This is a genomic window from Pseudomonas sp. NPDC089422 (genome assembly GCF_044749405.1).
Classification (GTDB): Bacteria; Pseudomonadota; Gammaproteobacteria; order Pseudomonadales; family Pseudomonadaceae; genus Aquipseudomonas.
This window is the reverse complement of the sequence record NZ_JBIVHW010000010.1, coordinates 106,110-130,479: the sequence shown is the minus strand read 5'-3', so window position 1 is coordinate 130,479 and position 24,370 is coordinate 106,110. Positions and strand designations below refer to the sequence as shown.

Annotated in this window: 26 protein-coding genes and 1 pseudogene; 18 read left to right on the top strand and 9 right to left on the bottom strand. The window is 63.4% G+C overall.

Annotated features, from left to right (window positions below):
- Positions 1–168: 168 nt before the first annotated feature.
- Both moaA and ACIPZ8_RS19610 read left to right on the top strand, forming a co-directional pair.
- Entirely contained in the window at positions 169–1,173 is a 1,005-nt protein-coding gene (gene moaA / locus ACIPZ8_RS19615; protein WP_400726418.1) for a GTP 3',8-cyclase MoaA, read from the top strand.
- A 20-nt stretch (positions 1,174–1,193) separates the two neighbouring features.
- A complete protein-coding gene (locus tag ACIPZ8_RS19610) occupies positions 1,194–2,093 on the top strand; it encodes a bestrophin family protein (protein WP_400726415.1) in 900 nt (299 codons plus the stop codon).
- Between the two features lie 20 nt (positions 2,094–2,113).
- Here ACIPZ8_RS19610 and moaB read toward each other — a convergent pair whose 3' ends face one another.
- Complete coding sequence (gene moaB / locus ACIPZ8_RS19605; protein ID WP_400726412.1) at positions 2,114–2,653, bottom strand: molybdenum cofactor biosynthesis protein B; 540 nt, start codon at positions 2,651–2,653, stop codon at positions 2,114–2,116.
- A 140-nt stretch (positions 2,654–2,793) separates the two neighbouring features.
- Here moaB and ACIPZ8_RS19600 point away from each other — a divergent pair, with 140 nt between their 5' ends.
- Complete coding sequence (locus tag ACIPZ8_RS19600; RefSeq protein WP_400726410.1) at positions 2,794–3,681, top strand: LysR family transcriptional regulator; 888 nt, start codon at positions 2,794–2,796, stop codon at positions 3,679–3,681.
- Here the strand turns inward: ACIPZ8_RS19600 and ACIPZ8_RS19595 are convergent.
- Complete coding sequence (locus tag ACIPZ8_RS19595; protein WP_400726408.1) at positions 3,669–4,451, bottom strand: helix-turn-helix domain-containing protein; 783 nt, start codon at positions 4,449–4,451, stop codon at positions 3,669–3,671. The two genes, ACIPZ8_RS19600 and ACIPZ8_RS19595, sit on opposite strands and share 13 nt — an antisense overlap.
- Before the next feature lie 376 nt (positions 4,452–4,827).
- Here ACIPZ8_RS19595 and ACIPZ8_RS19590 point away from each other — a divergent pair, with 376 nt between their 5' ends.
- The 5 genes from ACIPZ8_RS19590 to ACIPZ8_RS19570 are packed head-to-tail and all read left to right on the top strand — an operon-like array spanning position 4,828 to position 11,261.
- On the top strand, positions 4,828–6,438 hold the full coding sequence (locus tag ACIPZ8_RS19590) for an APC family permease (RefSeq protein ID WP_400726406.1): 1,611 nt from the start codon (positions 4,828–4,830) through the stop codon (positions 6,436–6,438).
- A 23-nt stretch (positions 6,439–6,461) separates the two neighbouring features.
- Positions 6,462–7,388, top strand: a complete 927-nt coding sequence (locus tag ACIPZ8_RS19585; protein WP_400726403.1) for a 4-hydroxyproline epimerase — start codon at positions 6,462–6,464, stop codon at positions 7,386–7,388.
- Positions 7,389–7,431: 43 nt separating this feature from the next.
- A complete protein-coding gene (locus tag ACIPZ8_RS19580) occupies positions 7,432–8,379 on the top strand; it encodes a dihydrodipicolinate synthase family protein (protein WP_400726401.1) in 948 nt (315 codons plus the stop codon).
- A 54-nt stretch (positions 8,380–8,433) separates the two neighbouring features.
- Positions 8,434–10,011 carry an aldehyde dehydrogenase (NADP(+)) gene (locus ACIPZ8_RS19575; RefSeq protein WP_400726398.1) on the top strand — a complete coding sequence of 526 codons (1,578 nt, stop codon included), beginning with the start codon at positions 8,434–8,436 and terminating at the stop codon, positions 10,009–10,011.
- Between the two features lie 2 nt (positions 10,012–10,013).
- Positions 10,014–11,261, top strand: coding sequence for an NAD(P)/FAD-dependent oxidoreductase (locus ACIPZ8_RS19570; RefSeq protein WP_400726395.1), 1,248 nt, complete (start codon positions 10,014–10,016; stop codon positions 11,259–11,261).
- 22 nt (positions 11,262–11,283) lie between these two features.
- Here ACIPZ8_RS19570 and ACIPZ8_RS19565 read toward each other — a convergent pair.
- Positions 11,284–11,370, bottom strand: a pseudogene (locus ACIPZ8_RS19565) (helix-turn-helix transcriptional regulator); the annotation flags it as partial.
- 249 nt (positions 11,371–11,619) lie between these two features.
- Positions 11,620–12,711: a xenobiotic reductase XenA gene (xenA, locus tag ACIPZ8_RS19560; RefSeq protein ID WP_400726392.1), complete on the bottom strand. Its 1,092-nt coding sequence runs from the start codon at positions 12,709–12,711 to the stop codon at positions 11,620–11,622.
- A 48-nt stretch (positions 12,712–12,759) separates the two neighbouring features.
- Between xenA and ACIPZ8_RS19555 the strand changes: the two genes are divergently transcribed.
- Positions 12,760–13,095 carry an ArsR/SmtB family transcription factor gene (locus ACIPZ8_RS19555; RefSeq protein WP_400726389.1) on the top strand — a complete coding sequence of 112 codons (336 nt, stop codon included), beginning with the start codon at positions 12,760–12,762 and terminating at the stop codon, positions 13,093–13,095.
- Between the two features lie 59 nt (positions 13,096–13,154).
- Here the strand turns inward: ACIPZ8_RS19555 and ACIPZ8_RS19550 are convergent, their stop codons facing one another.
- The 3 genes from ACIPZ8_RS19550 to ACIPZ8_RS19540 form a co-directional block, all read right to left on the bottom strand.
- Complete coding sequence (locus tag ACIPZ8_RS19550; RefSeq protein ID WP_400726387.1) at positions 13,155–13,766, bottom strand: helix-turn-helix transcriptional regulator; 612 nt, start codon at positions 13,764–13,766, stop codon at positions 13,155–13,157.
- Positions 13,766–14,410, bottom strand: a complete 645-nt coding sequence (locus ACIPZ8_RS19545; protein WP_400726385.1) for a hypothetical protein — start codon at positions 14,408–14,410, stop codon at positions 13,766–13,768. Before ACIPZ8_RS19545 ends, ACIPZ8_RS19550 begins: the two co-directional genes overlap by 1 nt.
- 157 nt (positions 14,411–14,567) lie before the next feature.
- Entirely contained in the window at positions 14,568–15,437 is an 870-nt protein-coding gene (locus ACIPZ8_RS19540; RefSeq protein WP_400726382.1) for a LysR family transcriptional regulator, read from the bottom strand.
- 204 nt (positions 15,438–15,641) lie between these two features.
- On the opposite strand from ACIPZ8_RS19540, the gene ACIPZ8_RS19535 reads away from it, so the two are divergent.
- The 5 genes from ACIPZ8_RS19535 to ACIPZ8_RS19515 are packed head-to-tail and all read left to right on the top strand — an operon-like array spanning position 15,642 to position 18,321.
- The gene (locus ACIPZ8_RS19535) at positions 15,642–16,388 is read left to right on the top strand and encodes a 2OG-Fe dioxygenase family protein (protein ID WP_400726380.1); all 747 of its coding nucleotides are present in this window, start codon (positions 15,642–15,644) and stop codon (positions 16,386–16,388) included.
- Positions 16,372–16,854 carry a GNAT family N-acetyltransferase gene (locus ACIPZ8_RS19530; protein ID WP_400726377.1) on the top strand — a complete coding sequence of 161 codons (483 nt, stop codon included), beginning with the start codon at positions 16,372–16,374 and terminating at the stop codon, positions 16,852–16,854. Before ACIPZ8_RS19535 ends, ACIPZ8_RS19530 begins: the two co-directional genes overlap by 17 nt.
- Positions 16,851–17,552: an AzlC family ABC transporter permease gene (locus ACIPZ8_RS19525; protein WP_400726374.1), complete on the top strand. Its 702-nt coding sequence runs from the start codon at positions 16,851–16,853 to the stop codon at positions 17,550–17,552. The genes ACIPZ8_RS19530 and ACIPZ8_RS19525 overlap by 4 nt, the downstream gene beginning before the upstream one ends.
- The gene (locus ACIPZ8_RS19520) at positions 17,531–17,851 is read left to right on the top strand and encodes an AzlD domain-containing protein (protein WP_159411700.1); all 321 of its coding nucleotides are present in this window, start codon (positions 17,531–17,533) and stop codon (positions 17,849–17,851) included. The genes ACIPZ8_RS19525 and ACIPZ8_RS19520 overlap by 22 nt, the downstream gene beginning before the upstream one ends.
- Before the next feature lie 26 nt (positions 17,852–17,877).
- Positions 17,878–18,321, top strand: coding sequence for a hypothetical protein (locus ACIPZ8_RS19515; protein ID WP_400726371.1), 444 nt, complete (start codon positions 17,878–17,880; stop codon positions 18,319–18,321).
- A gap of 50 nt (positions 18,322–18,371) precedes the next feature.
- On the opposite strand, the gene mqo is transcribed toward ACIPZ8_RS19515, so the two are convergent.
- Positions 18,372–20,009, bottom strand: coding sequence for a malate dehydrogenase (quinone) (mqo, locus tag ACIPZ8_RS19510; RefSeq protein WP_400726370.1), 1,638 nt, complete (start codon positions 20,007–20,009; stop codon positions 18,372–18,374).
- 350 nt (positions 20,010–20,359) lie between these two features.
- Here mqo and ACIPZ8_RS19505 point away from each other — a divergent pair, with 350 nt between their 5' ends.
- Complete coding sequence (locus ACIPZ8_RS19505) at positions 20,360–21,412, top strand: proline racemase family protein (RefSeq protein WP_400726367.1); 1,053 nt, start codon at positions 20,360–20,362, stop codon at positions 21,410–21,412.
- A 61-nt stretch (positions 21,413–21,473) separates the two neighbouring features.
- Positions 21,474–22,343, top strand: a complete 870-nt coding sequence (locus ACIPZ8_RS19500; RefSeq protein ID WP_400726366.1) for a LysR family transcriptional regulator — start codon at positions 21,474–21,476, stop codon at positions 22,341–22,343.
- Positions 22,344–22,419: 76 nt separating this feature from the next.
- On the opposite strand, the gene ACIPZ8_RS19495 is transcribed toward ACIPZ8_RS19500, so the two are convergent.
- On the bottom strand, positions 22,420–22,611 hold the full coding sequence (locus ACIPZ8_RS19495) for a DUF4223 family protein (protein WP_027918621.1): 192 nt from the start codon (positions 22,609–22,611) through the stop codon (positions 22,420–22,422).
- A 260-nt stretch (positions 22,612–22,871) separates the two neighbouring features.
- Here ACIPZ8_RS19495 and ACIPZ8_RS19490 point away from each other — a divergent pair, with 260 nt between their 5' ends.
- Positions 22,872–23,216 (top strand): hypothetical protein, encoded by a 345-nt coding sequence (locus ACIPZ8_RS19490; RefSeq protein ID WP_400726364.1) that lies wholly within the window; start codon positions 22,872–22,874, stop codon positions 23,214–23,216.
- Positions 23,217–23,325: 109 nt separating this feature from the next.
- Positions 23,326–23,943, top strand: coding sequence for a LysE family transporter (locus tag ACIPZ8_RS19485; protein WP_400726362.1), 618 nt, complete (start codon positions 23,326–23,328; stop codon positions 23,941–23,943).
- Positions 23,944–24,370 lie beyond the last annotated feature (427 nt).

Genomic DNA, 24,370 nt, shown 5'->3' with positions numbered 1-24,370 from the left:
CCTTACGGCACGATAAGCGCTCTCGATCATGCCCTGCAGCCCTTGCCGCGCCTGGCCTGCAGCCATGATAGAGGGCATTGATCAAGCAGTCAGGGAAAGCGATTTGACGGGGCTGGCCACAGGCTATAGCTTGGATCCTGTAGCCCCCATTTCCTATCGAGCGCCAACGTGGAACAGAACAGCCGGGCCCTGATCGACGGCTTCAACCGGAAAATCGACTACCTGCGGATGTCGGTCACAGACCGCTGCGACTTCCGCTGCGTGTACTGCATGGCCGAAGACATGCAGTTCCTGCCGCGCCAGCAGATCCTCAGCCTTGAAGAACTGTTCCAGGTGGCCGAGCGCTTCGTCGCCCTCGGCACCCGCAAGATCCGCCTGACCGGTGGCGAGCCGCTGGTACGCCAGGGCATCGTCGACCTGTGCGGGCGCATTGCCGCCCTGCCCGGCCTGCGCGAACTGTGCATGACCAGCAACGGCTCGCAGCTCGGGCGCCTGGCCCAGCCGCTGTTCGACGCCGGCGTCACGCGCCTGAACATCAGCCTCGACAGCCTCGACGCCGAGCGTTTCAAGCAGCTGACCCGCACCGGCGACCTCAACCAGGTGATCGCCGGCATCGACGCCGCGCGCCAGGCCGGCTTTCAGCGCACCAAGCTCAACTGCGTGGTGCTCAAGGGCCGCAATGACCACGAACTGGTCGACCTGGTGCGCTTCGCCATCGACCGCGAGCTGGACATCACCTTCATCGAGGAGATGCCGCTGGGGGTGATCAACGAACATGAACGCGGCGAGTCGTTCTGCTCCAGCGATGAAGTGCGTGAGCGCCTGGCCGGGCACTTCAGCCTGATCGAATCCACCGAATCCTCCCAGGGCCCGGCGCGCTACTGGCGCCTGGCCGAAGCGGCGCATACTCGCGTCGGCTTCATCTCGCCGCACAGCCACAATTTCTGCGCCACTTGCAACCGTGTGCGCCTGACGGTCGAAGGCCGCCTGCTGCTGTGCCTGGGCAACGAACACTCGATGGACCTCAAGCAGGTGCTGCGTGCCCACCCTGGCGATGCTGAACGGCTGGAGAAGGCCATCCGCGACTCGCTGCACCTCAAGCCCTACCGGCATCACTTCGAGGTCGGTGGCGAGGTGCAGATCCTGCGCTTCATGAACATGACCGGCGGCTGATCGGCCGCCTCTGGATTTCCATGATCGTCCACCCTCGCCCCGATGTGCTGCGCGTGCTGTTCACCCTCAAGGGCTCGATCGTCAAGCGTATTGCCCTGCGCTGCCTGATGGTGACCTTGCTGGCTGCGCTGATCGTGCTGGTCGAGCGGCACTTTCCGGCCTTCTTCTACCCGGTCAGCGCCACGCCGTTCACCCTGCTTGGCCTGTCACTGTCGATCTTCATGAGCTTTCGCAACAACGCCTGCTACGACCGTTGGTGGGAGGGGCGCAAGGCCTGGGGCAAGCTGATCATCGAAACCCGCTCGTTCATCCGCGAAAGCCTGGTGATCACCGACCCGACACTGCGCGCCGAGCTGCTGCGCAGCCTGTGCGGGTTTGCCCATGGGCTGAATGCACGGTTGCGCAACGAAAACGAAGCGAACGCCACACGCCCGTGGCTGAACGCGGCGGCCCCGGTGGCTGACTACAACGTGTGCGATGGCATCCTGCGCGACATTGGCAGCCACTGCTCGCGGCTGGCAGAGCAAGGGCAGATCAGCGAATGGCGTTATACCCTGCTGGAACAACGCCTGGCCGGGCTGACCGAGGTACAGGCCACCTGCGAGCGGATCAAGGGTTCGCCGCTGCCGTTCCCCTATACCCTGCTGCTGCACCGCACCATCTACATCTTCTGCCTGCTGCTGCCGTTTGCCCTGGCCGAGCCGCTGGGCTGGCTGGCGCCGCTGTTCACCACCATTGTCGGCTACACCTTCTTCGGCCTGGATGCGATTGGGAACGAGCTGGAAGATCCGTTCGGGCGGGATGAAAACGACCTGCCGATGGATGCCATGGTGAGGACCGTGGAGCGGGATGTGCTGGGGGCTTTGGGCGTGGAACCGCTGCCACCGGTATTGCTGCCGGTGGACTATGTGTTGAGCTGATGGCCTCTTCGCGGGGCAGGCTAACCGCGGCTCTCGCAGGCTTCGATAGGCTTAAGATGCTTCACAAAGTTGCAGGGCCGATGCCGCGCATCCAGCTGCTCCACCAGAATGCCCTCCCAGGCAGTACGGCAAGCGCCGGTGGAGCCGGGCAGGCAGCACACCAGGGTGCCGTTGGAAATCCCCGCCAGCGCCCTGCTCTGCACCGTCGAGCTGCCGATATCGAGAATGGACAAGGCGCGGAACAGTTCGCCAAAGCCATCGATGCTCCGGTCCAGCAGGCACTGCACCGCTTCCGGCGTGCTGTCACGCCCGGTAAAGCCGGTGCCGCCGGTGATCAGCACCACCTGCACGTCGTCATCGGCGATCCAGGTCGCCACCTGGGCGCGGATCTTGTACAGGTCGTCCTTGAGCAGCGCCCGCGCCACCAGGCGATGGCCAACCTCCACCGAGCGGCTGGCCAGCAGCTGGCCGGAGGTGTCGTTGTCGTAGGTACGGGTGTCGCTGACGGTCAGCACGGCGATGTTCAGCGGTACGAAGACCGCATCGGATTGGACGCGCACGGTGAAACTCCTTGAATGGCATTGTCGTCACGCTAGAGGCAAGCCTGACAAGCGTCCAATCGAAATGGCGAACCGGCCGATCAATGACATCTATCGCAGACGTGGGTTAAGGTCTGCACAACCAGACGCCAGGCATTTCCATGGACATCAAGCAGCTCAAGTTCCTCATCGCCCTCGACCAGACCCGCCACTTCGGCCAGGCCGCGGCGCTGTGCCATATCACCCAGCCGACCCTGTCCATGCGCCTGCGCAACCTGGAGGACGAACTGGACCTGGTGCTGGTCAAGCGCGGCCAGCGCTTCGAAGGCTTCACCGAAGCGGGCGAGCGCATCCTGGCCTGGGCCCGCACCCTGCTCGCCGCCCATGACGGCCTGCAGGCCGAGGCCGCCAGTTGCCGTGGCCAGGTGGTCGGCAGCCTGCGCCTGGGCACCGTGCCGCTGGCCAGCTTCAACCCCATGCACCTGCTGCTGCCGCTGCGCGAGAAGTACCCCGAGCTGCAGTTCCAGCTCAGCTCGCACAGCACCGAGCAGATCATGGACGGCCTGAGCCGCAACCAGCTCGACCTGGGTATCTGCTACCTCGACCAGGTCAACGCCAGCTTCTTCGAAGTGATCGAACTGGGCACCACCACCATGGGCCTGCTGTTCGACACCCAGCACTTCCAGTTCGACACCGACAGCCTGCGCTGGGACGAGCTCGGCAACATTCCCCTGGGCCTGCTGAGCAAGGGCATGCACTACCGCCAGTCACTGGACCTGAGTTTCCGCAGCCGCGGCCTCGAGCCCAACGCCGTGCTGGAAAGCGACTCGACCTTCCAGCTGGTGCAGGCCATCAACACCGGCGTGTGCTGCGCGATCATGCCGCTGGGCTGCGGCCTGGAAGACCTCAGCGAGCACATGCGCATCATCCCCATCGCCGACGCCAGCATCCACAGCCCGGTCGGCCTGCTGCTGCGCCGCAGCGAGCCGCGCTCGGCGATTGCCGAGCAGTGCTTCGACGAAGCCAAGCGGCTGTTTCAACCGGCCTGATTCGCCGTTGCCTGGCGGTACTGGCGCGGGGTAAAGCCGGTCAGTTGCTTGAACTGGCGGCTGAACGCGCTGTGGTCGGTGTAGCCACAGCGCAGCGCCACCTCGGTGATCGGCAATTCAGAATGCAGCAGCCGGTGGGCGTGCTCCAGGCGTGCCTTGTGGATCATCTGCCGCGGCGTGAGGTGGAACACCCGCTTGCAGTAACGCTCCAACTGCGCCACGGAGATGCCGGCGATGCGGGTCAATTCATGCATGCTGATGGGCTGGTGGAAATGGCGGCGGATGTGCTCGTCCACGGCAGCCAGGCGCTGGTAGGCGGGGTGGGTGTCGGCGGCTGACTGCAGGTCGACGGAGATGCCCACCAGGCCGATGATCTCGCCCGCCGGGTTGCGCAGCGGGCGCTTGTGGGTCAGGCACCAGCCCGGCTCACGACTGCCGTACAGGTGCAGTTCAAGCTGGTCTTCCAGCACCAGCCCATCCTCGAGTACGCGGCGATCCTGCTCGGTATAGCCGGGGCCCAGTTGCGCCGGGAACACCTCGGCGCTGGTCTTGCCCAGCAGCGGTTGCAGGCGCTTGAGGCCACAGCGCTGCACCAGGGTGGTGTTGGCCAGTACATAGCGGGCGGCCGGGTCCTTGATGAAGATCGCGGCGTTGGGGATGGCGTCGAGGATCGGTAGCAGCAGCGACACACCCGCCAGCAGGGCCTCGAGGGTGGCCGGGCGGTGCTGGTCGAAGGACTGGTACAGGGTTGCCAGGGAAGTATCGGTCATCTGTCGGATCTCTGCTGGCTGCATCGGCCGGGTATGCACATGCTTTTTGTAGGAGCGGCCTTGTGTCGCGAAAGGGCTGCACAGCAGCCCCGGGATCTGCGCCTTCATGCAAGATTGCCGGGGCCGCTTTGCGGCCCTTTCGCGACACAAGGCCGCTCCTACAAAGTGCGTGCTCAGGCTGCCAGCACAGGTTTTCAGCCTATAACTGCCCCCTTCGACCTCGCCACTGCTTTTTTGCAACTGTGCCGATTTCGTCATACCCCCTGCAGAAAACCATCAAGAACCCCCGCCCCGATCGGGTCCACTCTATGCCCCACGCAAGCCGCATCACGTGACATCAGACCTGCCTATCCAAAACCTACAAAAAGGCGCCCCCATGTCAGGCAAATTCAAGAAACAGCTGTCATTGCTCGACCTCACCTTCATCGGCCTCGGCGCCATCTTTGGCTCCGGCTGGCTGTTCGCCGCCAGCCACGTCTCGGCCATCGCCGGCCCGGCCGGTATCCTCTCCTGGTTCCTCGGCGGCTTCGCCGTGCTGCTGCTGGGCATCGTCTACTGCGAACTCGGTGCCGCCCTGCCGCGTGCCGGTGGCGTGGTGCGCTACCCGGTGTACTCCCACGGCCCGCTGCTCGGCTACCTGATGGGCTTCATCACCCTGATCGCCTTCTCCAGCCTGATCGCCATCGAAGTGGTCGCCTCGCGCCAGTACGCCGCAGCCTGGTTCCCCGGGCTGACCAAGGCCGGCTCCAGCGACCCGACGGTGCTCGGCTGGCTGGTGCAATTCGCCTTGCTGGGGCTGTTCTTCTTCCTCAACTACCGCAGCGTGAAGACCTTCGCCAAGGCCAACAACCTGGTCAGCGTGTTCAAGTTCATCGTGCCGCTGCTGGTGATCGGCGTGCTGTTCACCTTTTTCAAGCCGGAGAACTTCGAAGTCCAGGGCTTCGCCCCGTTCGGCCTGTCCGGCGTGGAAATGGCAGTGTCGGCCGGAGGCATCATCTTCGCCTACCTGGGCCTGACGCCGATCATCTCGGTGGCCAGCGAAGTGAAGAACCCGCAGCGCACCATCCCGATCGCGCTGATCCTCTCGGTGCTGTTGTCCACCGCGATCTACGCCCTGCTGCAACTGGCCTTCCTCGGCAGCGTGCCGACCGAGATGCTGAGCAACGGCTGGGCCGCTGTGACCAAGGAACTGGCCCTGCCCTACCGTGACATCGCCCTGGCCCTGGGTGTGGGCTGGCTGGCCTACCTGGTGGTGGCCGACGCGGTGATCTCGCCCAGCGGCTGCGGCAACATCTACATGAACGCCACCCCGCGCGTGGTCTATGGCTGGGCACAGACCGGTACCTTCTTCAAGTACTTCACCCGCATCGACGCCGAGTCCGGCATCCCGCGCCCGGCGCTGTGGCTGACCTTCGGCCTGTCGGTGTTCTGGACCCTGCCGTTCCCCTCCTGGGAAGCGCTGATCAACGTGGTGTCTGCCGCCCTGGTACTGAGCTACGCCGTGGCCCCGGTCACCGTCGCCGCCCTGCGCCGCAATGCGCCGGACATGCCGCGCCCGTTCCGGGTCAAGGGCATGGGCGTGCTCGGCCCGCTGTCGTTCATCATCGCCGCACTGATCGTCTATTGGTCCGGCTGGAGCACCGTGTCCTGGCTGCTGGCCCTGCAGATCGTGATGTTCGTGCTGTACCTGCTGTGCGGCCGCTTCGTCCCGACCCAGCACCTGTCGCTGGCCCAGCAAGTGCGTTCGTCGGCCTGGCTGATCGGCTTCTACGCCGTGACCATCCTGCTGTCCTGGCTGGGCAGCTTCGGCGGCCTGGGCGTGCTCGGCCACCCGTTCGACACCCTGGCCGTGGCCGCCTGCGCCCTGGGCATCTACTACTGGGGCGCGGCCACCGGCGTGCCGGCTCACCTGGTGCGCCTGGAAGGCGAGGACGAAAGCGAAGCCTCGGCTGAACCCTACAGCGGCCGCCCCGCCGTCGCCTCCTGATCCTCTTAGCAATGGACAAGCCCTTGAAACAGATTCACGTCATCGACTCGCATACCGGCGGCGAACCGACCCGCCTGGTGATGAAAGGCTTCCCGCAGCTTGAGGGGCGCAGCATGGCCGAGCAGCGCGACGAACTGCGCGAGCTGCACGATCAATGGCGCCGCGCCTGCCTGCTGGAACCACGCGGCAACGATGTGCTGGTCGGTGCATTGTATTGCCCACCGGTATCGGCCGACGCCACCTGCGGGGTGATCTTCTTCAACAACGCCGGCTACCTGAACATGTGTGGCCACGGCACCATCGGCCTGGTCGCCTCGCTGCAGCACCTGGGCCTGATCGAGCCCGGCGAGCACAAGATCGACACGCCGGTCGGCCAAGTCAGTGCCACCTTGCATGAAGACGGTGCCATCACCGTCGGCAACGTGCCCTCCTACCGCTACCGCCAGCAGGTGGCAGTGGATGTGCCCGGGCATGGCTTGGTGCGTGGCGACATCGCTTGGGGCGGCAACTGGTTCTTCCTGGTCTCCGAACACGGCCAGCGCATCGAACTGGACAACCGCGAAGCCCTCACCGACTACACCTGGGCCATGCTCAAGGCCCTCGAAGCCCAGGGCATCACCGGCGAGCACGGTGCGCCGATCGACCATGTCGAGCTGTTCGCCGACGACGCCCATGCCGACAGCCGCAACTTCGTCATGTGCCCGGGCAAAGCCTACGACCGCTCGCCCTGCGGCACCGGCACCAGCGCCAAGCTGGCGTGCCTGGCCGCCGACGGCAAGCTCGAAGAAGGCCAGACCTGGGCCCAGGCCAGCATCACCGGCAGCCAGTTCCACGGCCGCTACGCGCGCGACGGCGAGCGCATTCGCCCGTTCATCACCGGCCGCGCATACATGACCGCCGACAGCACCCTGCTGATCGACGAACAGGATCCCTTCGCCTGGGGCATCTGACCCCGGCTTTTTAAACCACTGAATATCGCCAGGAGTGACAACAATGACTGACAACATCTTCACCGGCACCATGCCTGCCCTGATGACCCCGTGCACCGCCGCGCGCAAGCCGGACTTCGACGCCCTGGTGCGCAAGGGTCGCGAGCTGATCGAAGCCGGCATGAGCGCCGTGGTCTACTGCGGCTCCATGGGCGACTGGCCGCTGCTGACCGAAGCCGAACGCCAGGAAGGCGTGGCCCGCCTGGTGGCCGCCGGCATCCCGACCATCGTCGGCACCGGTGCGGTGAACACTCGCGAAGCCGTTTCCCACGCGGCCCACGCCGCCAAGGTGGGCGCTGCCGGCCTGATGGTCATCCCCCGCGTGCTCAGCCGCGGTGCTTCGCTGATCGCCCAGAAACACCACTTCTCGGCCATTCTCGCCGCAGCGCCGAAGCTCCCGGCGGTAATCTACAACAGTCCCTACTACGGCTTCGCCACCCGCGCCGACCTGTTCTTCGAACTGCGTCGCGAATTCCCCAACCTGATCGGTTTCAAAGAGTTCGGCGGTGGTGCTGACCTGCGCTACGCCGCCGAGCACATCACCTCCAAGGATGATGACGTGACCTTGATGGTCGGCGTCGACACCCAGGTGGTGCATGGTTTCGTCAACTGCGCCGCCACCGGTGCCATCACCGGTATCGGCAACGCCTTGCCGCGTGAAGTGCTGCAGCTGGTGAGCCTGAGCAAGCAGGCCGCCAAGGGCGACGCCAAGGCCCGCCGCCTGGCGCGTGAGCTGGAAGCGGCGCTGGCGGTGCTGTCGTCGTTCGATGAAGGCTGCGACCTGGTGCTGTACTACAAGCACCTGATGGTGCTCAACGGCGACACCGAGTACAGCCTGCACTTCAACGAAACCGACGTGCTCACCGATGCCCAGCGCAACTATACCGAGCAGCAGTACGCGCTGTTCCGCAAGTGGTACGCCAGCTGGTCGGCCGAGCAGAACCTGGCCTGATCCCTGGGGCTGCTTCGCAGCCCTTGTACTGAATTCAATTCCAAAGGACGCCCCATGACCCTGACAGGCAACCTGCTGATCGGCCAGCGCGCCGTACCCGGCAGCCGCGACGCGATCCGCGCCATCGACCCGGCCACCAACCAGGCCCTCGAACCCGCCTACGCCGGCGGCACCGGCGAACACGTGGCCCAGGCCTGCGCACTGGCCTGGGCGGCGTTCGACAGCTACCGCGAAACCTCGCTGGAACAACGCGCCAGTTTCCTCGAAACCATCGCCAGCGAAATCGAAGCGCTGGGCGACGTACTGATCGACCGCGCCGTGGCCGAAAGCGGCCTGCCCAAGGCGCGCATCCAGGGCGAGCGTGGCCGCACCTGCACGCAACTGCGCACCTTCGCCCGCGTGGTACGCAGCGGCGAATGGCTCGATGTGCGGGTCGACAACGCCCTGCCACAACGCCAGCCGCTGCCACGCGCCGACCTGCGTCAACGCCAGGTGGCCCTGGGCCCGGTGGCCGTGTTCGGTGCCAGCAACTTCCCCCTGGCCTTCTCGGTGGCTGGCGGCGACACCGCCTCGGCACTGGCCGCCGGCTGCCCGGTGGTGGTCAAGGCTCACGCCGCGCACCCCGGCACCAGCGAGCTGGTCGGCCAGGCCGTGGCCCGTGCGGTCAAACATTGCGGCCTGCCCGAAGGCGTATTCTCGCTGCTGTACGGCGCCGGCCGTGAAGTCGGCATCGCCCTGGTCAACGACCCACGCATCAAGGCGGTCGGTTTCACCGGCTCGCGCAGCGGTGGCATTGCCCTGTGCCAGGCGGCCCAGGCCCGTCCGGAGCCGATTCCGGTGTACGCCGAGATGAGCTCGATCAACCCGGTGTTCCTCTTCGACGCCGCGCTGCAGGCCCGTTGTGCAGCGTTGGCGCAAGGTTTCGTCGCCTCGCTGACCCAGGGCGCCGGGCAGTTCTGCACCAACCCCGGGCTGGTGATCGCCCGCCAGGGGCCAGCGCTGCAGCGCTTCATCGAGACTGCCAGCGAACATGTGCGCCAGGCTGCCGCGCAGACCATGCTCACCCCGGGCATTGCCAGCGCCTATGCCACTGGCGTCGGCGCCTTGGCCAACAACGCCAACGCTACGGTTGCAGCCAGCGGCCAGGCCCAGCAAGGGCCGAACCAATGCCAGGCACAGCTGTTCGTGACTCAGGCCGAAGCGTTTCTCAGTGACCCGGCATTGCAGGCCGAAGTGTTCGGTGCTGCTTCACTGGTGGTGGCCTGCAGCAGCGACGAGCAGGTCCGCCAAGTGGCCGAGCACCTTGAAGGCCAGCTGACCGCCACGCTGCAGCTGGACGCTGCCGACATCGACAGCGCCCGCGCCCTGCTGCCGACCCTGGAACGCAAGGCCGGGCGCATCCTGGTCAACGGCTGGCCGACCGGTGTCGAGGTGTGCGATGCGATGGTCCACGGCGGGCCGTTCCCGGCCACCTCCGATACCCGCACCACCTCGGTCGGCACGGCGGCGATCCTGCGCTTCCTGCGCCCGGTGTGCTACCAGGACTTCCCCGATGCCCTGCTGCCGCAGGCGCTCAAGCACGGCAACCCGCTGCAGCTGCGGCGCTTGCTCGACGGTAAACGGGAAGCGTGAACATGGTCGACAGCCCTGAAACCGATATCGCCGTGGTCGGCGCCGGTATCGTCGGCGTGACCTGCGCCCTGCAACTGGCCCGCCAGGGCCGTCGGGTGCTGCTGCTCGACTACCAGGCGCCCGGCCAGGGTGCCTCCTACGGCAACGCCGGGCACCTGGCCACCGAGCAGGTGTTCCCGATCGCCGACCTGTCGATCCTCAAGCGCCTGCCGCGCATGCTGCTCGACCCGATGGGCCCGCTGCGCCTGGACTGGAAGTACCTGCCCAAGGCCATGCCGTGGTTCATCCGGCTGCTGCTCAACCTGCGCCCGGCGCCATTCCAGCGCAGCGTGGCCGGTATCCGGGCGCTGAACGAAGGCAGCCTGGCTGCCTGGCAGCGCTTGCTCGGCTCGATCGGGCGCAGCGAGCTGTTCAAGGAAGATGGCTCGCTGCTGGTGTTCGAACGGCCCGAGTCGCGCCAGGCGCTGCACGCCTTGCAGGCGCGCATGCAGCAACAGGACGTGGCGGTGGACTTGTGGTCGGCCGAGCACGTGCGCGAGGCAGCACCGCAGCTGAACCCTGCGCTGTTGGGCGGTTTGTTCTTCCCGCGTACCGGGCACTTCATCGACCCGTACCAGGTGGTCTGCGCGCTGTTCGAAGCGGCCAAGGCCAGCGGTGTGCGTTTCGTCCAGGCGCGGGTTGCGGGTGGGCAACTGCGCGGCGGCGGGGTCAGCCTGGCCAGTGACCAGGGGACGTTCAAGGCTCGCCAGGTACTGCTCAGTTGCGGCGCACATTCTGCGCAACTGACGGCAGCGCTGACCGGCAAGTGCGTACCGCTGGACACCGAGCGCGGCTATCACCTGATGCTGCCGCAGGAACAGCAGCGTCTGCCGTTCGCAGTCACCTCACTGGAGCGCAAGTTCATCATGACGCCCATGGCCGATGGGCTGCGCCTGGCCGGCACGGTGGAGTTCGCCGGCCTCGATGCGCCGCCCAGCATGCAGCGGGCGTGGCAGTTGCACCGGTTGAGCAAGGGCCTGTTCCAGCAGGACCTGAGCACTGAAGGCGCGACGCCGTGGATGGGCTTCAGGCCATCGTTGCCGGACTCGTTGCCGGTGATCGACCGGGTGTGTGATGGGCGGGTGCTGCTGGCGTTCGGGCATCAGCATCTGGGGTTGACCCAGGCCGCGGTGACGGCGGAATGGGTGGGGCGTCTGGCTGGGCAAGCCGGTGCCGCCGACCTGGGGGCCTACCGGCTGGATCGCTTCTGATGCTCAGGGGCACGCTCGGCATTCAAGGGTGCTGCGGGTCGTGCCCCAATGACTGCAGGAACAATGAAAACAGCTCTGGCTGCGACGAGATATCCAGCTTGGCGTACAAGCAGCCCGCTGAGCAGCAGATATTCCGCGCCGACTACGGCCATCAGCGCTGGCAACGGCCACAAGGGCACCTTTTCAGAGGAGCCGGCGCGGTGCACAACGTTTTTCATGAAGTCGGCATGCGCGCTCGTCAACTTGGTATCACCCCTGGGCCAAGGCCTGCCCGGTGAATTCCACGCCATCACCGCCACGCTTGCTGAGCGCAATGCGCCCCACTGGCGCGGCAGTGCCTGTGGGGCTGGATCAAGGCTCAGCGATAACGCTCGAGCCAGTGCGCATACGGTGCTGGCAAGGTCCAGGAGGCCTTGTCCACGCCCAGCTCCTTGGCTGCGAAGTACGCCCAGTGCGGGTCGGCCAGGTGCGCACGCCCAACCGATACCAGGTCAAGCTGACGTGACTGCAGCGCTTCCTCGGCGAGCTGCGGCGTACCAAAGCCCCACGCCGAAGTCACCGGCAGCCCTGCCTCACGACGCACGCGCTCGGCAATCGGGCCCATGAATGCCGGGCCCCATGGAATGTTGGTTTCAGGAATGGTGAAACCGACACTGACGCTCAGCAGGTCCAGCCCGCCCGCCTTGAAGCGGCGCGCCAGTTCAATCGATTCTTCCAGGGTCTGCTCATCGCGACCGTCATATTCCAGCACGCCAAAGCGCGCAGTCAGCGGCAGGTTCTCCGGCCAGACCTCACGCACGGCGGCCAGGGTCTCCAGCAGGAAGCGGCTGCGGTTGTCGAAGCTGCCACCGTAGGCATCGGTGCGCTGGTTGGAGTGCTCGGAGAAGAAGCTCTGCCCGAGGTAGCCATGGGCGAAGTGCAGCTCGATCCACTCGAAACCGGCATCACGCGCACGGCGCGCGGCGTCGACGAAGTCCTGCTTGACCCGGGCGATGTCGTCCAGGGTCATTTCGCGCGGCACTTTGGGCAGGTGCGCGCCAAAGGCGATGGCCGACGGCGCGATGGTGTCCCAACCGCGGGCATCGTCGCCGGCGATGTGGTCATCCCCTTCCCACGGGCGGTTGGCGCTGGCCTTGCGCCCGGCGTGGGCAATCTGGATACCCGGCACGGAGCCGGCAGCCTTGATCGCCTGCACCACCGGCACGAAGGCCTGGGCGTGGGCGTCGCTCCAGATCCCGGCGCAACCGGGGGTAATGCGCCCTTCCGGCGCCACGGCGGTGGCCTCGACCACCAGCAGGCCGGCACCGCCGCGGGCCAGGCCGGCCAGGTGCACATGGTGCCAGTCGTTGATCATGCCGTCCTCGGCCATGTACTGGCACATCGGCGGAATGGCGATGCGGTTGCGCAAGGTGACATCTTTGAGGGTATAAGGCTGGAACAGGGCAGACATGGGCAGCTCCGGATCAACTTGATACGATTGTTCGATCATAATCGAACTATGGCAATTAATGAAACCCCCGCTATCATGTCGGCCATGCGAGCCTACCAACACCCCAACCCTGAAGACCTGATTCTCGAGCGCGTGCTCTACGCGCTGAGCGACCCGGTGCGCCTGGCCATCGTCCGCCACCTGGCAGGCGTGGCCGAGGCCAGCTGCGGCGAGCTCGATGGCGGGCGGCCAAAGTCGAGCATGTCGCACCATTTCCGCGTATTGCGTGATGCGGGGTTGGTGCATACCCGCAATGTCGGGACTACCCACATGAATTCGCTGCGCAGCGAGATGCTGGGCGAGCGGTTTCCCGGGTTGCTGGACTGCATACTGAAGCAGAGCTGATTTCAGCCTGGGCCGACCTCTTCGCGGGTTCACCCGCGAAGAGGTCAGTGAAGGCAACATCATTCCTTGCGCAGGGCAAAGCGGCACACCTGCCCGCCCCTCAACATGCATTCCTCATGGCTGACCTCGGCGCCGCCGAGCGTGCCAATCAACGCCAGGTCCAGCTCACACACCACCGGATGCGCCTTGGCCAGGTGATGGAACACGCAGTTGTGCGCCACGATCTGCGGCTCACCCGAAGAGCGGAAGAACACTTCGGCCTCATACCCCGCCGCATTCATGTGCTCGACGATCCGCCCTTCATCCACCACCTCAGCCTCCAGGTCCGCCGCCAGCTTGCGCCCCAGCTGTCGCATCAGCGCCAGCAACGCCTCCTGCCCCATCAAGCCCGCCACTTCAGCAATCAGCAGGTTGGCCAGCAGCGGATACTGCCGAGGGAACAGTTCGCGGCCATGTTCGGTCAGCTGGTGCAGTTGCTCCGGCCGGCGCCCGGTGGGCCGGGTTGCGCCGCGCTTGACCAGGCCGTCACGCTCCAGCGCGGCCAGGTGCTGGCGCACTGCCGTGCGGGTAACGGCCAGGGCCTGCGCCAGCTCGTCGATGCTCATGCCGGCCGGCTGATGCAGCAACGCGTGGAGCAGGTCCTGTTGGGTACGGCCAAGGCCTTCGAGCATCAGAATTTGTCCGGGAACTGCTTGACCAGCGCCGCCGTGAGGGCGTCGGACAAGGTCAGGATATGCTCGCGCATCATCGCCCAGGTACGCGCCTCACCCGCGTAGTCACCGCCGGCCAGCTGATCGATCTGCGCCACGTGATGGCCACCGTGGGCGCTGAGCAAGGTCAGCAGGGTCTGCTCCGGCAAGTTCGGGTTGGCTTTGGCCAGGAACGCGGCGATGGCCTTGGCATTGCTGCCCAGGTCGTTGACGGCGGCTTGCTGCCCGTTCTTGTCCTTGGCCACGGTGGCATCGCTGTAGTGCTTGATCGCGCCCCAGTGGCCGGCGAGCAGCTTGAGCAACTGATCGGCGGCGGGTTGGCCATACAGCGGGGCGATGCTGTTGGCGATCCTGGTGGCGTCGGCAACCACTTCTTTGGCCGCGACTGCGGCCTGCTTGGCGTTGCCGGCCTGGTTGGCGACGGCATAGTTGCGAACCCAGAAAATGTGCTCGACCCACAGGTCGCGCAAGGCCATGCGCGTGGTCATCGCGCCGGATTCGGCGGGTTTCGCGGCGGGGGTTGCGGAGGAGTACGAGTAGCTTTGGCTCCATGCCGGCTGAGCGCACAGGGCGAGCAGCAGTAAGGCGGCAATCTTGATGTTCATGACGGCACCCTCCTGGAGGGGATCGACTGACAAGATTAATTTAAGCATCAAAATATGTTTTTATTCGGCCGGCGGCGGAATTCCGATCAATGGCTTGCCCATTGAAAACAACAGCCACGGGAGGCTTCCCGTGGCTTATGCGCCCGGCGCTGCAAGGTCAGGCGCTGATGGCGTCCAGGCTGCGGATGGGGGTGGGGACGGCGCAGAACAGCGGGAACTCCTCTTCGATGATCCACGGTTCTTTCATGACCAGGTAAACATCGAGAAAGTCGGAGAAACCCGGCCAGATGAACAGGTCATTGGCCTCGGCAACCGCCCGCGACAGCACGCCCACCCCACCAAAACTCTTGATCATCGATACGCTGACGATCTCGCTGCCGGAATGGAACACGGTTGCCGCGTCCAGCATGCCTGGCCGGCGCTCGGCAAAGCGGGTAAAGATCGAGGAATACGGGCATTCCGGCAAAGGCTTGATCACCGCGCACGGCGCTGAGCGGTCATTGCTGGATGACGAGGCAACGACTTCGATGCGCAAGCCCTTCAGCGGCACCGAATGGTAGTTTTCGCCAATGCTGTCGCCCAGCACCACCACCATGTCCGCTTCGTCCTTGGCCAGCTTAACCAGGTTGTCGGGCGACTCCGAGCAACTGAAGATCGGATTGTAGCCGGACAACTTGCTGACCACGGCGCCCATGATCTGCTGGTTGATTTCCATCGACAGCGTACTGTTCAAGGCAACCCGCAACGGCAGGCGCTGGTTGCGGCTCTGGCGCAACTGATTGATCTTCAGCTGCATGCGCTCGGATGAACGCACGATTTCCAGGACATGCGGCAGGATGCCCATGCCCTCCTGGGTCAGCGATACCCCTTTGTTGGTCCGGTCGAACAATTTGAAGCCGCAATGATCTTCGAGCTTTTTCAACTGAGCAGCCAAGGCCTGGACCGTGACGTGTACCTGTTCGGCCGCATCGGTGATCGAGCCCGTGCGGGCTACGGTCACGATGTTTTTAAGCACCTTGATGTCCATTCACTCTCCCTCCCCGTTCCGTTGACGCAGGCCGTCAACGAAGGGCATGAGGATATCGCACAACCGCCGGCACTGTCTGCCCGATAACGGTGCACACCGTCTGGGTAGCAAGCAACGGTTGAGGCACGTCAAAAAAAAGTGAAGTTTCGCCGGACGACTCAACTGTTAGATTTTTGTCAGCTTTTACATAAAAAGAGATTTGCCATGCTGACACTGAACAGAAACATCGATACTGCCCTGCGACAAAACAAGACGGTCAATGTCATGGGCAGTGATTATGCGTTGAACGGCGGCTTCAAGGAGTTTGTCGAGTTTTCCAAAAGTTGGGAAACCATGGGTATCGACCGCTATTACGGCCAGGCCGACAAGGGCACGCGTTACCGCCGTTACAGTGACTTCGACTTCAACCCGGTGACCGGCGAACTGTGCCAACTCAATCACCGCGCCTACGAACAGTCCGAGGCACACAACAACTATGTCGGCGGCATGGCGCGCCACTTCGAAGACATCTCCGCCGATGTCTTCAACTCACCGATACTGCGTGCGTTGATCCGCCTGGATTTCGACGTGTACAAGGCGGTATTGCCTGAAGAACTGCACACGGTCAGCTGGCAGTGCCAGGTGCACCAGATCCGTATCGAAATCAAACCGGGAGCGCAGATCGAAATTACCCCTGAAGGTATTCACTGCGACGGTTATCCGTTCAGCGGCGTGCACTTCTGGGGCCGTCACAATGTCGAGGGGGCTACCAGCAATATCTACGACAAACAGTCGAATGTGATCGACTCCGGCACCTACCTGAACATTCTCGACACCACGTACTTCCTCGATCGCGAACTGCAACACTATGTCACTCCGGCGATCAACCCGAGCCCTTCGGAAATGGGCTATCGGCAAATCATTGCTATTTCCTTCTCTCGACCGGGCAGCGAGCATGACATTATCGACTAGTTACATCGGCCCGGTGCCGAAGTTGTTTCCGGGCGAACACATCAATGGCCTGAGCATCAAGAAAGCCACGCCCTTCCATGCCCGCAAGATCGTCGACTTCTTCCGTCGCTTCGAGGAGACCTCGTTCTGCGACTGGCAGGACGAAGGGCTGCTCAAAGGCTTGCTCGGCTCGGAGCATACCTATTGCTACATGGCCGAAAACCACGCCGGCACCATCGTCGGCGCGGTCGCAGGGGGCTTGATGGGCACACGCGGCACCATCAATCACATGGCGGTTGCGCCGGACTATCGGCAGAGCCGGATCGGCACTTCACTGGCCAATTCGATTCTCAGCGATTTCCGCCAGCACGGCATTCGCCGGGTGTTTCTGTTCGTTGAGAATGACAACGCCAACGCATTGAGCTTCTGGCAGAAACAAGGCTTCCTGCAAACCCGTGGTGAAATCACCTGCGAGGTCGACCTGTGACCTCTTCGGTACTGCTAACCACCTCGCGCAAGGAAAGCCTGGTCGACGCCCTGCCGATCGTCACCGGCTACTTCGTCGTCAGCTTCGTGTTCGGCGTCATGTGCATCAATGCCGGCCTGCCCTTGTGGCTGCCGGCTGCCATGTGCCTGTTCGTCTATGCCGGGGCGGCGCAATTCGCCGCGCTGGCGCTGATGACCACCAGCGCGCCGCTGATCACCATTGCCTTGTCGACGTTGCTGATCAATTCGCGGCACATGCTGATGGCGATGTACATGTCCAAACGCACCGCGCAACTGCCGATCAGCAAGCCGCAGAAGTTGCTTTACGCATTCGGCCTGACCGATGAGTCCTTTGCCTTTCACAGCCAACGCCTGGAGAACGGCAGGCCGACCTCGCCTGGCTATCTGCTGCAGTTCAATACCTATTGCCATGCCAGCTGGATTGCCGGCGCGGTGTTTGGCGCGGTGGCGTCGGATGCCTTGAACCGGTTTTCCCAGTTCAAGCTGGACTATGCCCTGACGGCCATGATGATCTTCGTGCTGATATCGCTGTGCAGCACCTTCACCAAAGCCGTCATCGCCCTGGTGGTGATCGTCACCACCTGCCTGTTGAACCTGTATGCGCCCTCGCCCTTGAACGTATTCATCGCAACCGCCGTTGGCTGTGGAGCAGGGTTATGCCTGAAAAGAACTACCTGATCGCCGCGGTGATGCTGATGGCTGCCATCACCTACCTGACCCGCGCGACACCGTTTCTGCTGAAAATGGAGAAATCCCCCAAGTGGTTCAATGACGTCATTGAATACCTGCCGGTGGCAATCATCGCCAGCATCACCGTACCCGCCCTGCTGGTGGCCAAGGACGGCTCGCTGCTGGGCCTGAATGCCGACCTGCTGGCAGCGATTCCGGTGGTCATTGTCGCCTACTGGTCGCGGAGCCTGATCTACAGCGTGTGTGCCGGTGTCGCCGGGCACGTGGCGATCACGCTGCTGGCTTGAGGCCAGAATCTGAAAAGGAAACCGTTATGAGCCTTGCCCGCCGGAAAGTCACCCTGACCAACCTGAGTGAGTTTTCCCGCCTGATGCCCCAGGTTCCACGTGACCGGGTGATCGACGAAATGGCTGACCTGTCGCTGGAGTGCTCGTTGGCCTATGCCTTGAGCAAGACGTTTCTGCGCGACGGCTGGATCGCCGAGTATCGCCATCTGCATGCAGCTGCGCACTTGAGCCCGGGCAACGACCTGTTGCTCTTCGCCACCTCGGGCAGCTTGAAGCTGGAAATGGCCGATGGCTCGCAACTGCACATCATGCACGGCGACCAGGTGGTGCTCAGGGCTGCCACCGAGGCGAAGGTGTTCCCCGTCAGCGACGCAGGTGACGCAAGTTTTCTGGCGCTGGCCGTGGACCTCGACCTGAGCGAGGTGCTGCAGGAACTTGCCGTCGACAGCCTCTTGCCGAAACAGCAATAAAAAAAAGCCACGGGGTTCACCCGTGGCTCTTTCTGACCCACATCGCCTGGTTACAGTGCCATGTCGTTCTCTGGCTTGCTTTCAACCGGCTTGCTCGGCGCCACGGTGGTGCCGACGCTGTCGTCGATCACCGGTGGCTTCTCCAGCTGCAGCACTTCAGCGGTGTAGTTCCACTCTTTCTGGGTGGCCGCGGCCGAGTCGTTCAGCTTGGTACCGTAGCTTGGTACGATTTCCTTGATCTTGGCCTGCCACTCAGGGGTAGCGACCTTTTCCTTGAACACGGTTTCCAGCACGTTCAGCATGATCGGCGCGGCGGTCGAAGCACCTGGCGAGGCGCCCAGCAGGCCAGCGATGGTGCGGTCCTGGGAAGCCACCACTTCGGTGCCCAGCTTCAGCACGCCGCCCTTCTCTTCGTCACGCTTGATGATCTGCACGCGCTGGCCAGCCTGCCACAGTTTCCAGTCTTCCTTCTTGGCGTTCGGGAAGTAGGTGCGCAGGGCTTCGAAGCGGTCGTCATCCGACAGCATCAGCTGGCCGGCGAGGTACTCGACCAGTGGGTACTGGTCGATACCGACCTTGGTCATCGGCCACACGTTGTGGGTGGTGGTGCTGCTCAGCAGGTCCAGGTACGAACCGTTCTTCAGGAACTTGGTCGAGAAGGTGGCGAATGGGCCGAACAGGATCACGCGCTTGCCGTCCAGCACGCGGGTGTCCAGGTGCGGTACCGACATGGGTGGCGCACCGGTCGAGGCGATGCCGTAGGCCTTGGCCATGTGCTGCATGGCAATGGTCGGGTTCTCGGTCACCAGGAACGAACCGCCCACCGGGAAGCCAGCATATTCCTTGGCTTCAGGAATGCCCGACTTCTGCAGCAGCTTCAGCGCGCCGCCACCGGCACCGATGAACAGGAACTTGGCGTCGGTGGCCGATTCGGTACCGTCCTTGAGGTTCTTGTACTCGACGTGCCAGGAGCCGTCTTCGTTGCGGGTGATGTCCTGCACTTCGCTGGACAGCTTCAGGTCGAAGCCTTTCTGGGTCTGCAGGTGGCCAACGAACTGGCGGGTGATTTCGCCGAAGTTGACGTCGGTGCCGATGGGGGTCCAGGTGACCGCCAGCTTCTGCTTCGGATCACGGCCTTCCATCATCAGCGGGACCCACTTGGCGATCTGCGCGTGGTCCTCGGAGTACTGCATCGGGCGGAACAGCGGGCTGGCCTGCAGCGCCTCGTAACGCTTCTTGAGGAACTTGATGTTGTCATCGCCCCAGACGAAGCTCATGTGCGGGGTGGTGTTGATGAACGAGTGCGGGTTCTTCAGCACGCCCTGGCGAACCTGCCACGACCAGAACTGGCGGGAGATCTGGAAGGCTTCATTGATTTCGATGGCCTTGGAGATGTTGACGTTGCCGTCTTTGTCTTCAGGGGTGTAGTTCAGCTCGGCCAGCGCGGAGTGGCCGGTACCGGCGTTGTTCCAGCCGTTGGAGCTTTCTTCGGCGACGCCGTCCAGGCGCTCGACCATTTCCATCGACCAGCTCGGCTCCAGCTCGTGCAGCCACACGGCCAGGGTGGAGCTCATGATGCCGCCGCCGACCAGCAGCACATCGACTTTCTTGGTTTCTGCGGCGTGCGCTTGCATGAAGCTCGCAGCGACAGCCAGACCCAGCAAGGTCTTGCCAGCTTTCTTGAACATTGATCATTTCCAGTCAGTAGAACGGAGGGTGGGCCTGTGGCTGGCCCAGAGTATTCCTTGTTCTTCAGCGCAGGCTTGTTGTTGATGATTGTTCAGCAGCCAGAGAACCAGAAAACGACCCAGGCTTTTGTCGAATTGACCGGCAAGGCTGAATCGTTTCGCCGATTGTAACCGAAATGCCAGCACAAACAAATTGCCGGACGGGGGTCAACGCGGCGGGTTGTCTCAGTTTGTTTCTCCATCCAGAAAACCGATCACCTGATCGGAATTATTCGCCTTACAGGCCATCCCAGCCCCTTTATCCTGCGGCCCAGACCCCGCTCAAACACCACAATAGAGGGCCGCCCCGCATGTCATACAAACGCACCATCCACGCCGTCGACACCCACGCCGGCACGCCCATGCGCGTGATCACCGGCGGCATCCCGCACATCCCCGGCGCCAGCGTGCACGCCAAGATGAAATGGCTCGAAGCCAACGACGACCAACTGCGCAAGCTGATGCTTCGCGAACCCCGAGGCTACCCGGCGCACTGCTGCAACCTGATTGTCCCGCCCAGCCACCCCGAGGCCGACGCCGGCTACATCATCATGGAGCAGATCGAGTACCCGGTGATGTCCGGCGGCAATACCATCTCGGTGGTCACCGTGCTATTGGAAATGGGCATGCTGCCGATGCGCGAACCGCTCACTGAACTGGTGCTGGAAGCGCCGGCCGGGCTGATCCGCATCAAGGCGCAATGCGAGGGTGGCAAGGTCAAGGCGGTCACCTTCCAGAACGTGCCGGCGTTCGCGGCGCATATCGACGCCGAAATCGATGTGCCGCACCTGGGCAAGGTCCGCGTGGACGTGGGCTGGGGCGGGATGTTCTACGTGATCGCCGACGTGCGCCAGTTCAAGGGCTTGCAACTGATCCCCGAGCACGGTGGCGAGATCGCCCGGGTATCGTCGATGATCCGCCAGGCCGCCATCGAGCAGCTGCCGGTTGCCCACCCTGACTACCCCGATATCGGCATCACCATCTCCCAGCTGTCCGGCCCCAGCGAAGACCCCAACGCCGACTGGAAGAATGCCGTGACCATGGCCAGTGGCGCGTTTTCCTGGGATGACCCGGCCACCTGGACCGGTGCGCTGGACCGTTGCCCGTGCGGCACCGGCACCTCGGCGAAGATGGCCACGCTGCACGCCAAGGGCGAGCTGCCGCTGCACCGCGACTTCCGCCACCAGGGGCTGCTGGGCAATGTCTACACCGGCCGCCTGATCGACGAAACCAGCATCGGCGGCAACCCGGCCGTAGTGCCGACCATCACTGGCAAGAGCTGGATCTGCGGCCTGAACACCTTCGTCCTCGACCACGACGACCCGTTCCCGGAGGGTTTCACCATTGGCGACATCTGGGCCTGAGTGCCGCTAGTATCGGCGAGTCGGGCCAGCCGGCTCGCCCACTGACGACGGTCGCATTCTCATGAACATCGAGCACCTGCGCGCTTTCATCGAAGTGGCCGCCAGCGGCAGCTTCCACAAGGCCGCTGAACGCCTGCACATCACCCAGTCTTCGGTCAGCGCACGGATCAAGGCCCTTGAAGATCGCCTCAACCGCCCGCTGTTCAGCCGCAGCCGCCATGGCGTCACCCTGACCTCCGGCGGCCATCTGTTCTACCGGCATGCGGTGTCGGTGATCAGTGCCTGGGAGCGCGCCCAGCATGACGTGGCCTTGCCTACCGATGTGCGCAGCTCGGTCAGCCTGGGGTTGCCAATGAACCACTGGGGCAACATCACTGCCGACTGGGTGGCGTGGATGGAGCAGCATCAGCCACGGGTCGCCACGCAGGTGCAGTCGGACTACTCGGTCCTGCTGATGAACGAACTGCGAGAAGGTTTGCTGGACCTGGCGATTCTATACGAACCCCACCACTGGCCAGACGTGGCCCTCGAACCCTTCCTCGAAGAGCCGCTGCAGCTGGTGTCGACCCAGGCCGACACCGTGTTCGAGGGCCATGGCGAGGGGTACGTGTATATCAGCTGGGGCCGCTCTTTCACCGACCAGCACAATGCGGCCTTCCCCGGAGCCAGGCGTCATCGCCTGTCGATCACCCAGGAAACCATTGCCCTCGACTACATCCTCAGGCACGGCGGTTCGGCGTATTTCTCACAGTTCATGGTCAAGGACCTGCTAGCCGAGGGGCGCCTGCATGGAGTGGCCGCTGCGCCGGAGCTCAGTGTGCGTACTTACCTGGCGTTCTCCACCTTGCGTGAGCGGTCGCCGGAAACGCTGAAGGCAGTCGAGGGACTGCAATCGATCCCCTTCTACACCCAGGGCAAGCGCTTCAGTTAACAAAAACCCCCGGCCATTTGCATGACCGGGGGCTTCGGATCAGGCCGCTAGCGGCGAGATCTGGGGACCACCAGGGTTACTGCTGCTGAGGCAGCTTATCGATCGGGCCGCAGCCACCGATGACCTTGGAGATGGAAACCGAAGGGTGGAACAGGTAGTCGTACGAGCAGTTTTTCTGCTGGTTGTAGACTTGGCCAGTGCAGCCCGACAGCAGGGCGACGCCGGATACTACAGCAACGGCGACAGTGGCCTTGAACAGCTTTTTCATACTAAGTCCTTTAAATGCTTCATCTTCCGCCATCTTTCTGATGGCGGCGGGATGATACAGAACCCAGGCATTGGATCCAAGTCACATCACGCCATCGACAAAATGCGCCGTACCCGTGAACTGCCTCACAGCGACGGGTGACCCACGCTTTGAAAACGTGAACTCCTCAGCGCGGTGCATTTGCCATGGGCCGCCAGGCCTCTATACCTGAGAACGCAACACGCCAATTCGACACCCATTCAGTTTTCAGGAGACATTGCATGGAAGCTTATTTCGCACTGACCACCGCCGAACAAGCCCCGGAGTTCATCTTCAAGCTGACCGATGAAGCACGCATCGCCGAGGCTCGACGCATCCTGTCCGGCGAGGAAAAGAACAAGATCCACGTTCATGGTCGCCTGACCAAACGCCAGGCACCCTATAACCCACGCTGGAGTTTCTACCTGGAGCCGGACACCATCAACTTCTTCGAAGTGGCGATCGAGGTGTGTGACTCAACCACCCAGTACCTGGAAGATCACCTGGATGAAGCCGGTGGTGCTTTCCTGCCGGGTGGCCATTGGTGCCCTTGGTCTTCGCGTCTTGTCCGAGAGATCAAGGAATAACCTGGCAAGTCTGTGCTTGGGGCCGCTGTGCGGCCCCAATGTTTTTACCGGCCATGTAAAGCGCGATAGTCTACGAGCCTGCCTTCGCACTGCCCAACAGGAGTTCCCCATGCTCGGCGTCACCGACTACGGCGCTTTCGTCATCGCCTTCATCATCGTCCTGGCCATCCCCGGCCCAGGCAACTTCGCCCTGATCACCGCCACCGGCAAGGGCGGCATCAAGGCCGGCATGGCGGCAACCTGCGGGGTGATCCTCGGTGACCAGGTGCTGCTGTGGCTGGCCGTGGCCGGCGTCGCCACCCTGCTGGCCGCCTACCCCGCCGCCTTCCACGTGGTGCAGTGGGCCGGCGCTGCCTACCTGGCCTACCTGGGCCTGCGCATGCTGCTGAGCAAACCCGGCGGCGCTCCCCGCACCAGCCGCATGGACAACGGCCACTACCTGCGCCAGACCATGATGATCACCCTGCTCAACCCCAAGGCGATCATGTTCTACATGGCTTTCTTCCCGCTGTTCGTCGACCCGGTGAGGCACCAGGGGCTTCTGACCTTCGGTTTCCTTGCCGCCACCGTGGCAGTGGTGACCTTCCTGTATGGGTTGATCGCGGTGGTGCTGACACATTTGCTGGCGGAGCGCATGCGCGCCAATCCCCGGATCGCCAACATGTTCGAACGCTTGGCTGGGGCTTGCCTGGTCGGGTTCGGCATCAAGCTGGCAGCGATGCGCTGAAACCAGCGAGAAGTGGAATCTTCTCCTCTGAGCATTCACCCCATCGAAAGGACTGTCCATGCTCACCCGCTTGAAGATGCTCCTCGCTGTAAATAAAGCAGTAAAAGCCCCTGGAAACTGATCGTTTCCAGGGGCTTTTTTATTGCGAAAAGGCTGCCTTGGAGATCCCCTGCCTCCAAGGCCCCGATTGGCCACGGAGCCACCCCCCAATTCTGGCGTTGCATCCCCAAAACTGGGCTGCCCATTTCGGGAGCACTGAAGTTGTGAATATATTTTTTACAATTGGTAACAGTTTTCCGGGGCTCGCCATTACAACCTGGCACTGGCACAACACGTGCTTTGACCGTTATGGCTCAAGGAAGTCCCTCTCGCGACCATGTCCGGAACCGGCCAGTACATCGCCGCTCGAGATCGATGGATATCCCGT

What these genes read in the sequence shown, in the direction of transcription:
- ACIPZ8_RS19490 (WP_400726364.1), top strand. Translation starts at nt 22,872, where the DNA reads ATGGAAGCTTATTTCGCACTGACCACCGCCGAACAAGCCCCGGAGTTC.
- ACIPZ8_RS19495 (WP_027918621.1), bottom strand. Translation starts at nt 22,611, where the DNA reads ATGAAAAAGCTGTTCAAGGCCACTGTCGCCGTTGCTGTAGTATCCGGC.
- ACIPZ8_RS19555 (WP_400726389.1), top strand. Translation starts at nt 12,760, where the DNA reads ATGGCAATTAATGAAACCCCCGCTATCATGTCGGCCATGCGAGCCTAC.
- ACIPZ8_RS19610 (WP_400726415.1), top strand. Translation starts at nt 1,194, where the DNA reads ATGATCGTCCACCCTCGCCCCGATGTGCTGCGCGTGCTGTTCACCCTC.
- ACIPZ8_RS19595 (WP_400726408.1), bottom strand. Translation starts at nt 4,451, where the DNA reads ATGACCGATACTTCCCTGGCAACCCTGTACCAGTCCTTCGACCAGCAC.
- ACIPZ8_RS19575 (WP_400726398.1), top strand. Translation starts at nt 8,434, where the DNA reads ATGACCCTGACAGGCAACCTGCTGATCGGCCAGCGCGCCGTACCCGGC.
- ACIPZ8_RS19485 (WP_400726362.1), top strand. Translation starts at nt 23,326, where the DNA reads ATGCTCGGCGTCACCGACTACGGCGCTTTCGTCATCGCCTTCATCATC.
- ACIPZ8_RS19590 (WP_400726406.1), top strand. Translation starts at nt 4,828, where the DNA reads ATGTCAGGCAAATTCAAGAAACAGCTGTCATTGCTCGACCTCACCTTC.
- ACIPZ8_RS19530 (WP_400726377.1), top strand. Translation starts at nt 16,372, where the DNA reads ATGACATTATCGACTAGTTACATCGGCCCGGTGCCGAAGTTGTTTCCG.
- ACIPZ8_RS19600 (WP_400726410.1), top strand. Translation starts at nt 2,794, where the DNA reads ATGGACATCAAGCAGCTCAAGTTCCTCATCGCCCTCGACCAGACCCGC.
- ACIPZ8_RS19580 (WP_400726401.1), top strand. Translation starts at nt 7,432, where the DNA reads ATGACTGACAACATCTTCACCGGCACCATGCCTGCCCTGATGACCCCG.
- ACIPZ8_RS19515 (WP_400726371.1), top strand. Translation starts at nt 17,878, where the DNA reads ATGAGCCTTGCCCGCCGGAAAGTCACCCTGACCAACCTGAGTGAGTTT.
- ACIPZ8_RS19550 (WP_400726387.1), bottom strand. Translation starts at nt 13,766, where the DNA reads ATGCTCGAAGGCCTTGGCCGTACCCAACAGGACCTGCTCCACGCGTTG.
- ACIPZ8_RS19520 (WP_159411700.1), top strand. Translation starts at nt 17,531, where the DNA reads ATGCCTGAAAAGAACTACCTGATCGCCGCGGTGATGCTGATGGCTGCC.
- mqo (WP_400726370.1), bottom strand. Translation starts at nt 20,009, where the DNA reads ATGTTCAAGAAAGCTGGCAAGACCTTGCTGGGTCTGGCTGTCGCTGCG.
- ACIPZ8_RS19570 (WP_400726395.1), top strand. Translation starts at nt 10,014, where the DNA reads ATGGTCGACAGCCCTGAAACCGATATCGCCGTGGTCGGCGCCGGTATC.
- ACIPZ8_RS19545 (WP_400726385.1), bottom strand. Translation starts at nt 14,410, where the DNA reads ATGAACATCAAGATTGCCGCCTTACTGCTGCTCGCCCTGTGCGCTCAG.
- ACIPZ8_RS19540 (WP_400726382.1), bottom strand. Translation starts at nt 15,437, where the DNA reads ATGGACATCAAGGTGCTTAAAAACATCGTGACCGTAGCCCGCACGGGC.
- ACIPZ8_RS19535 (WP_400726380.1), top strand. Translation starts at nt 15,642, where the DNA reads ATGCTGACACTGAACAGAAACATCGATACTGCCCTGCGACAAAACAAG.
- ACIPZ8_RS19500 (WP_400726366.1), top strand. Translation starts at nt 21,474, where the DNA reads ATGAACATCGAGCACCTGCGCGCTTTCATCGAAGTGGCCGCCAGCGGC.
- ACIPZ8_RS19505 (WP_400726367.1), top strand. Translation starts at nt 20,360, where the DNA reads ATGTCATACAAACGCACCATCCACGCCGTCGACACCCACGCCGGCACG.
- xenA (WP_400726392.1), bottom strand. Translation starts at nt 12,711, where the DNA reads ATGTCTGCCCTGTTCCAGCCTTATACCCTCAAAGATGTCACCTTGCGC.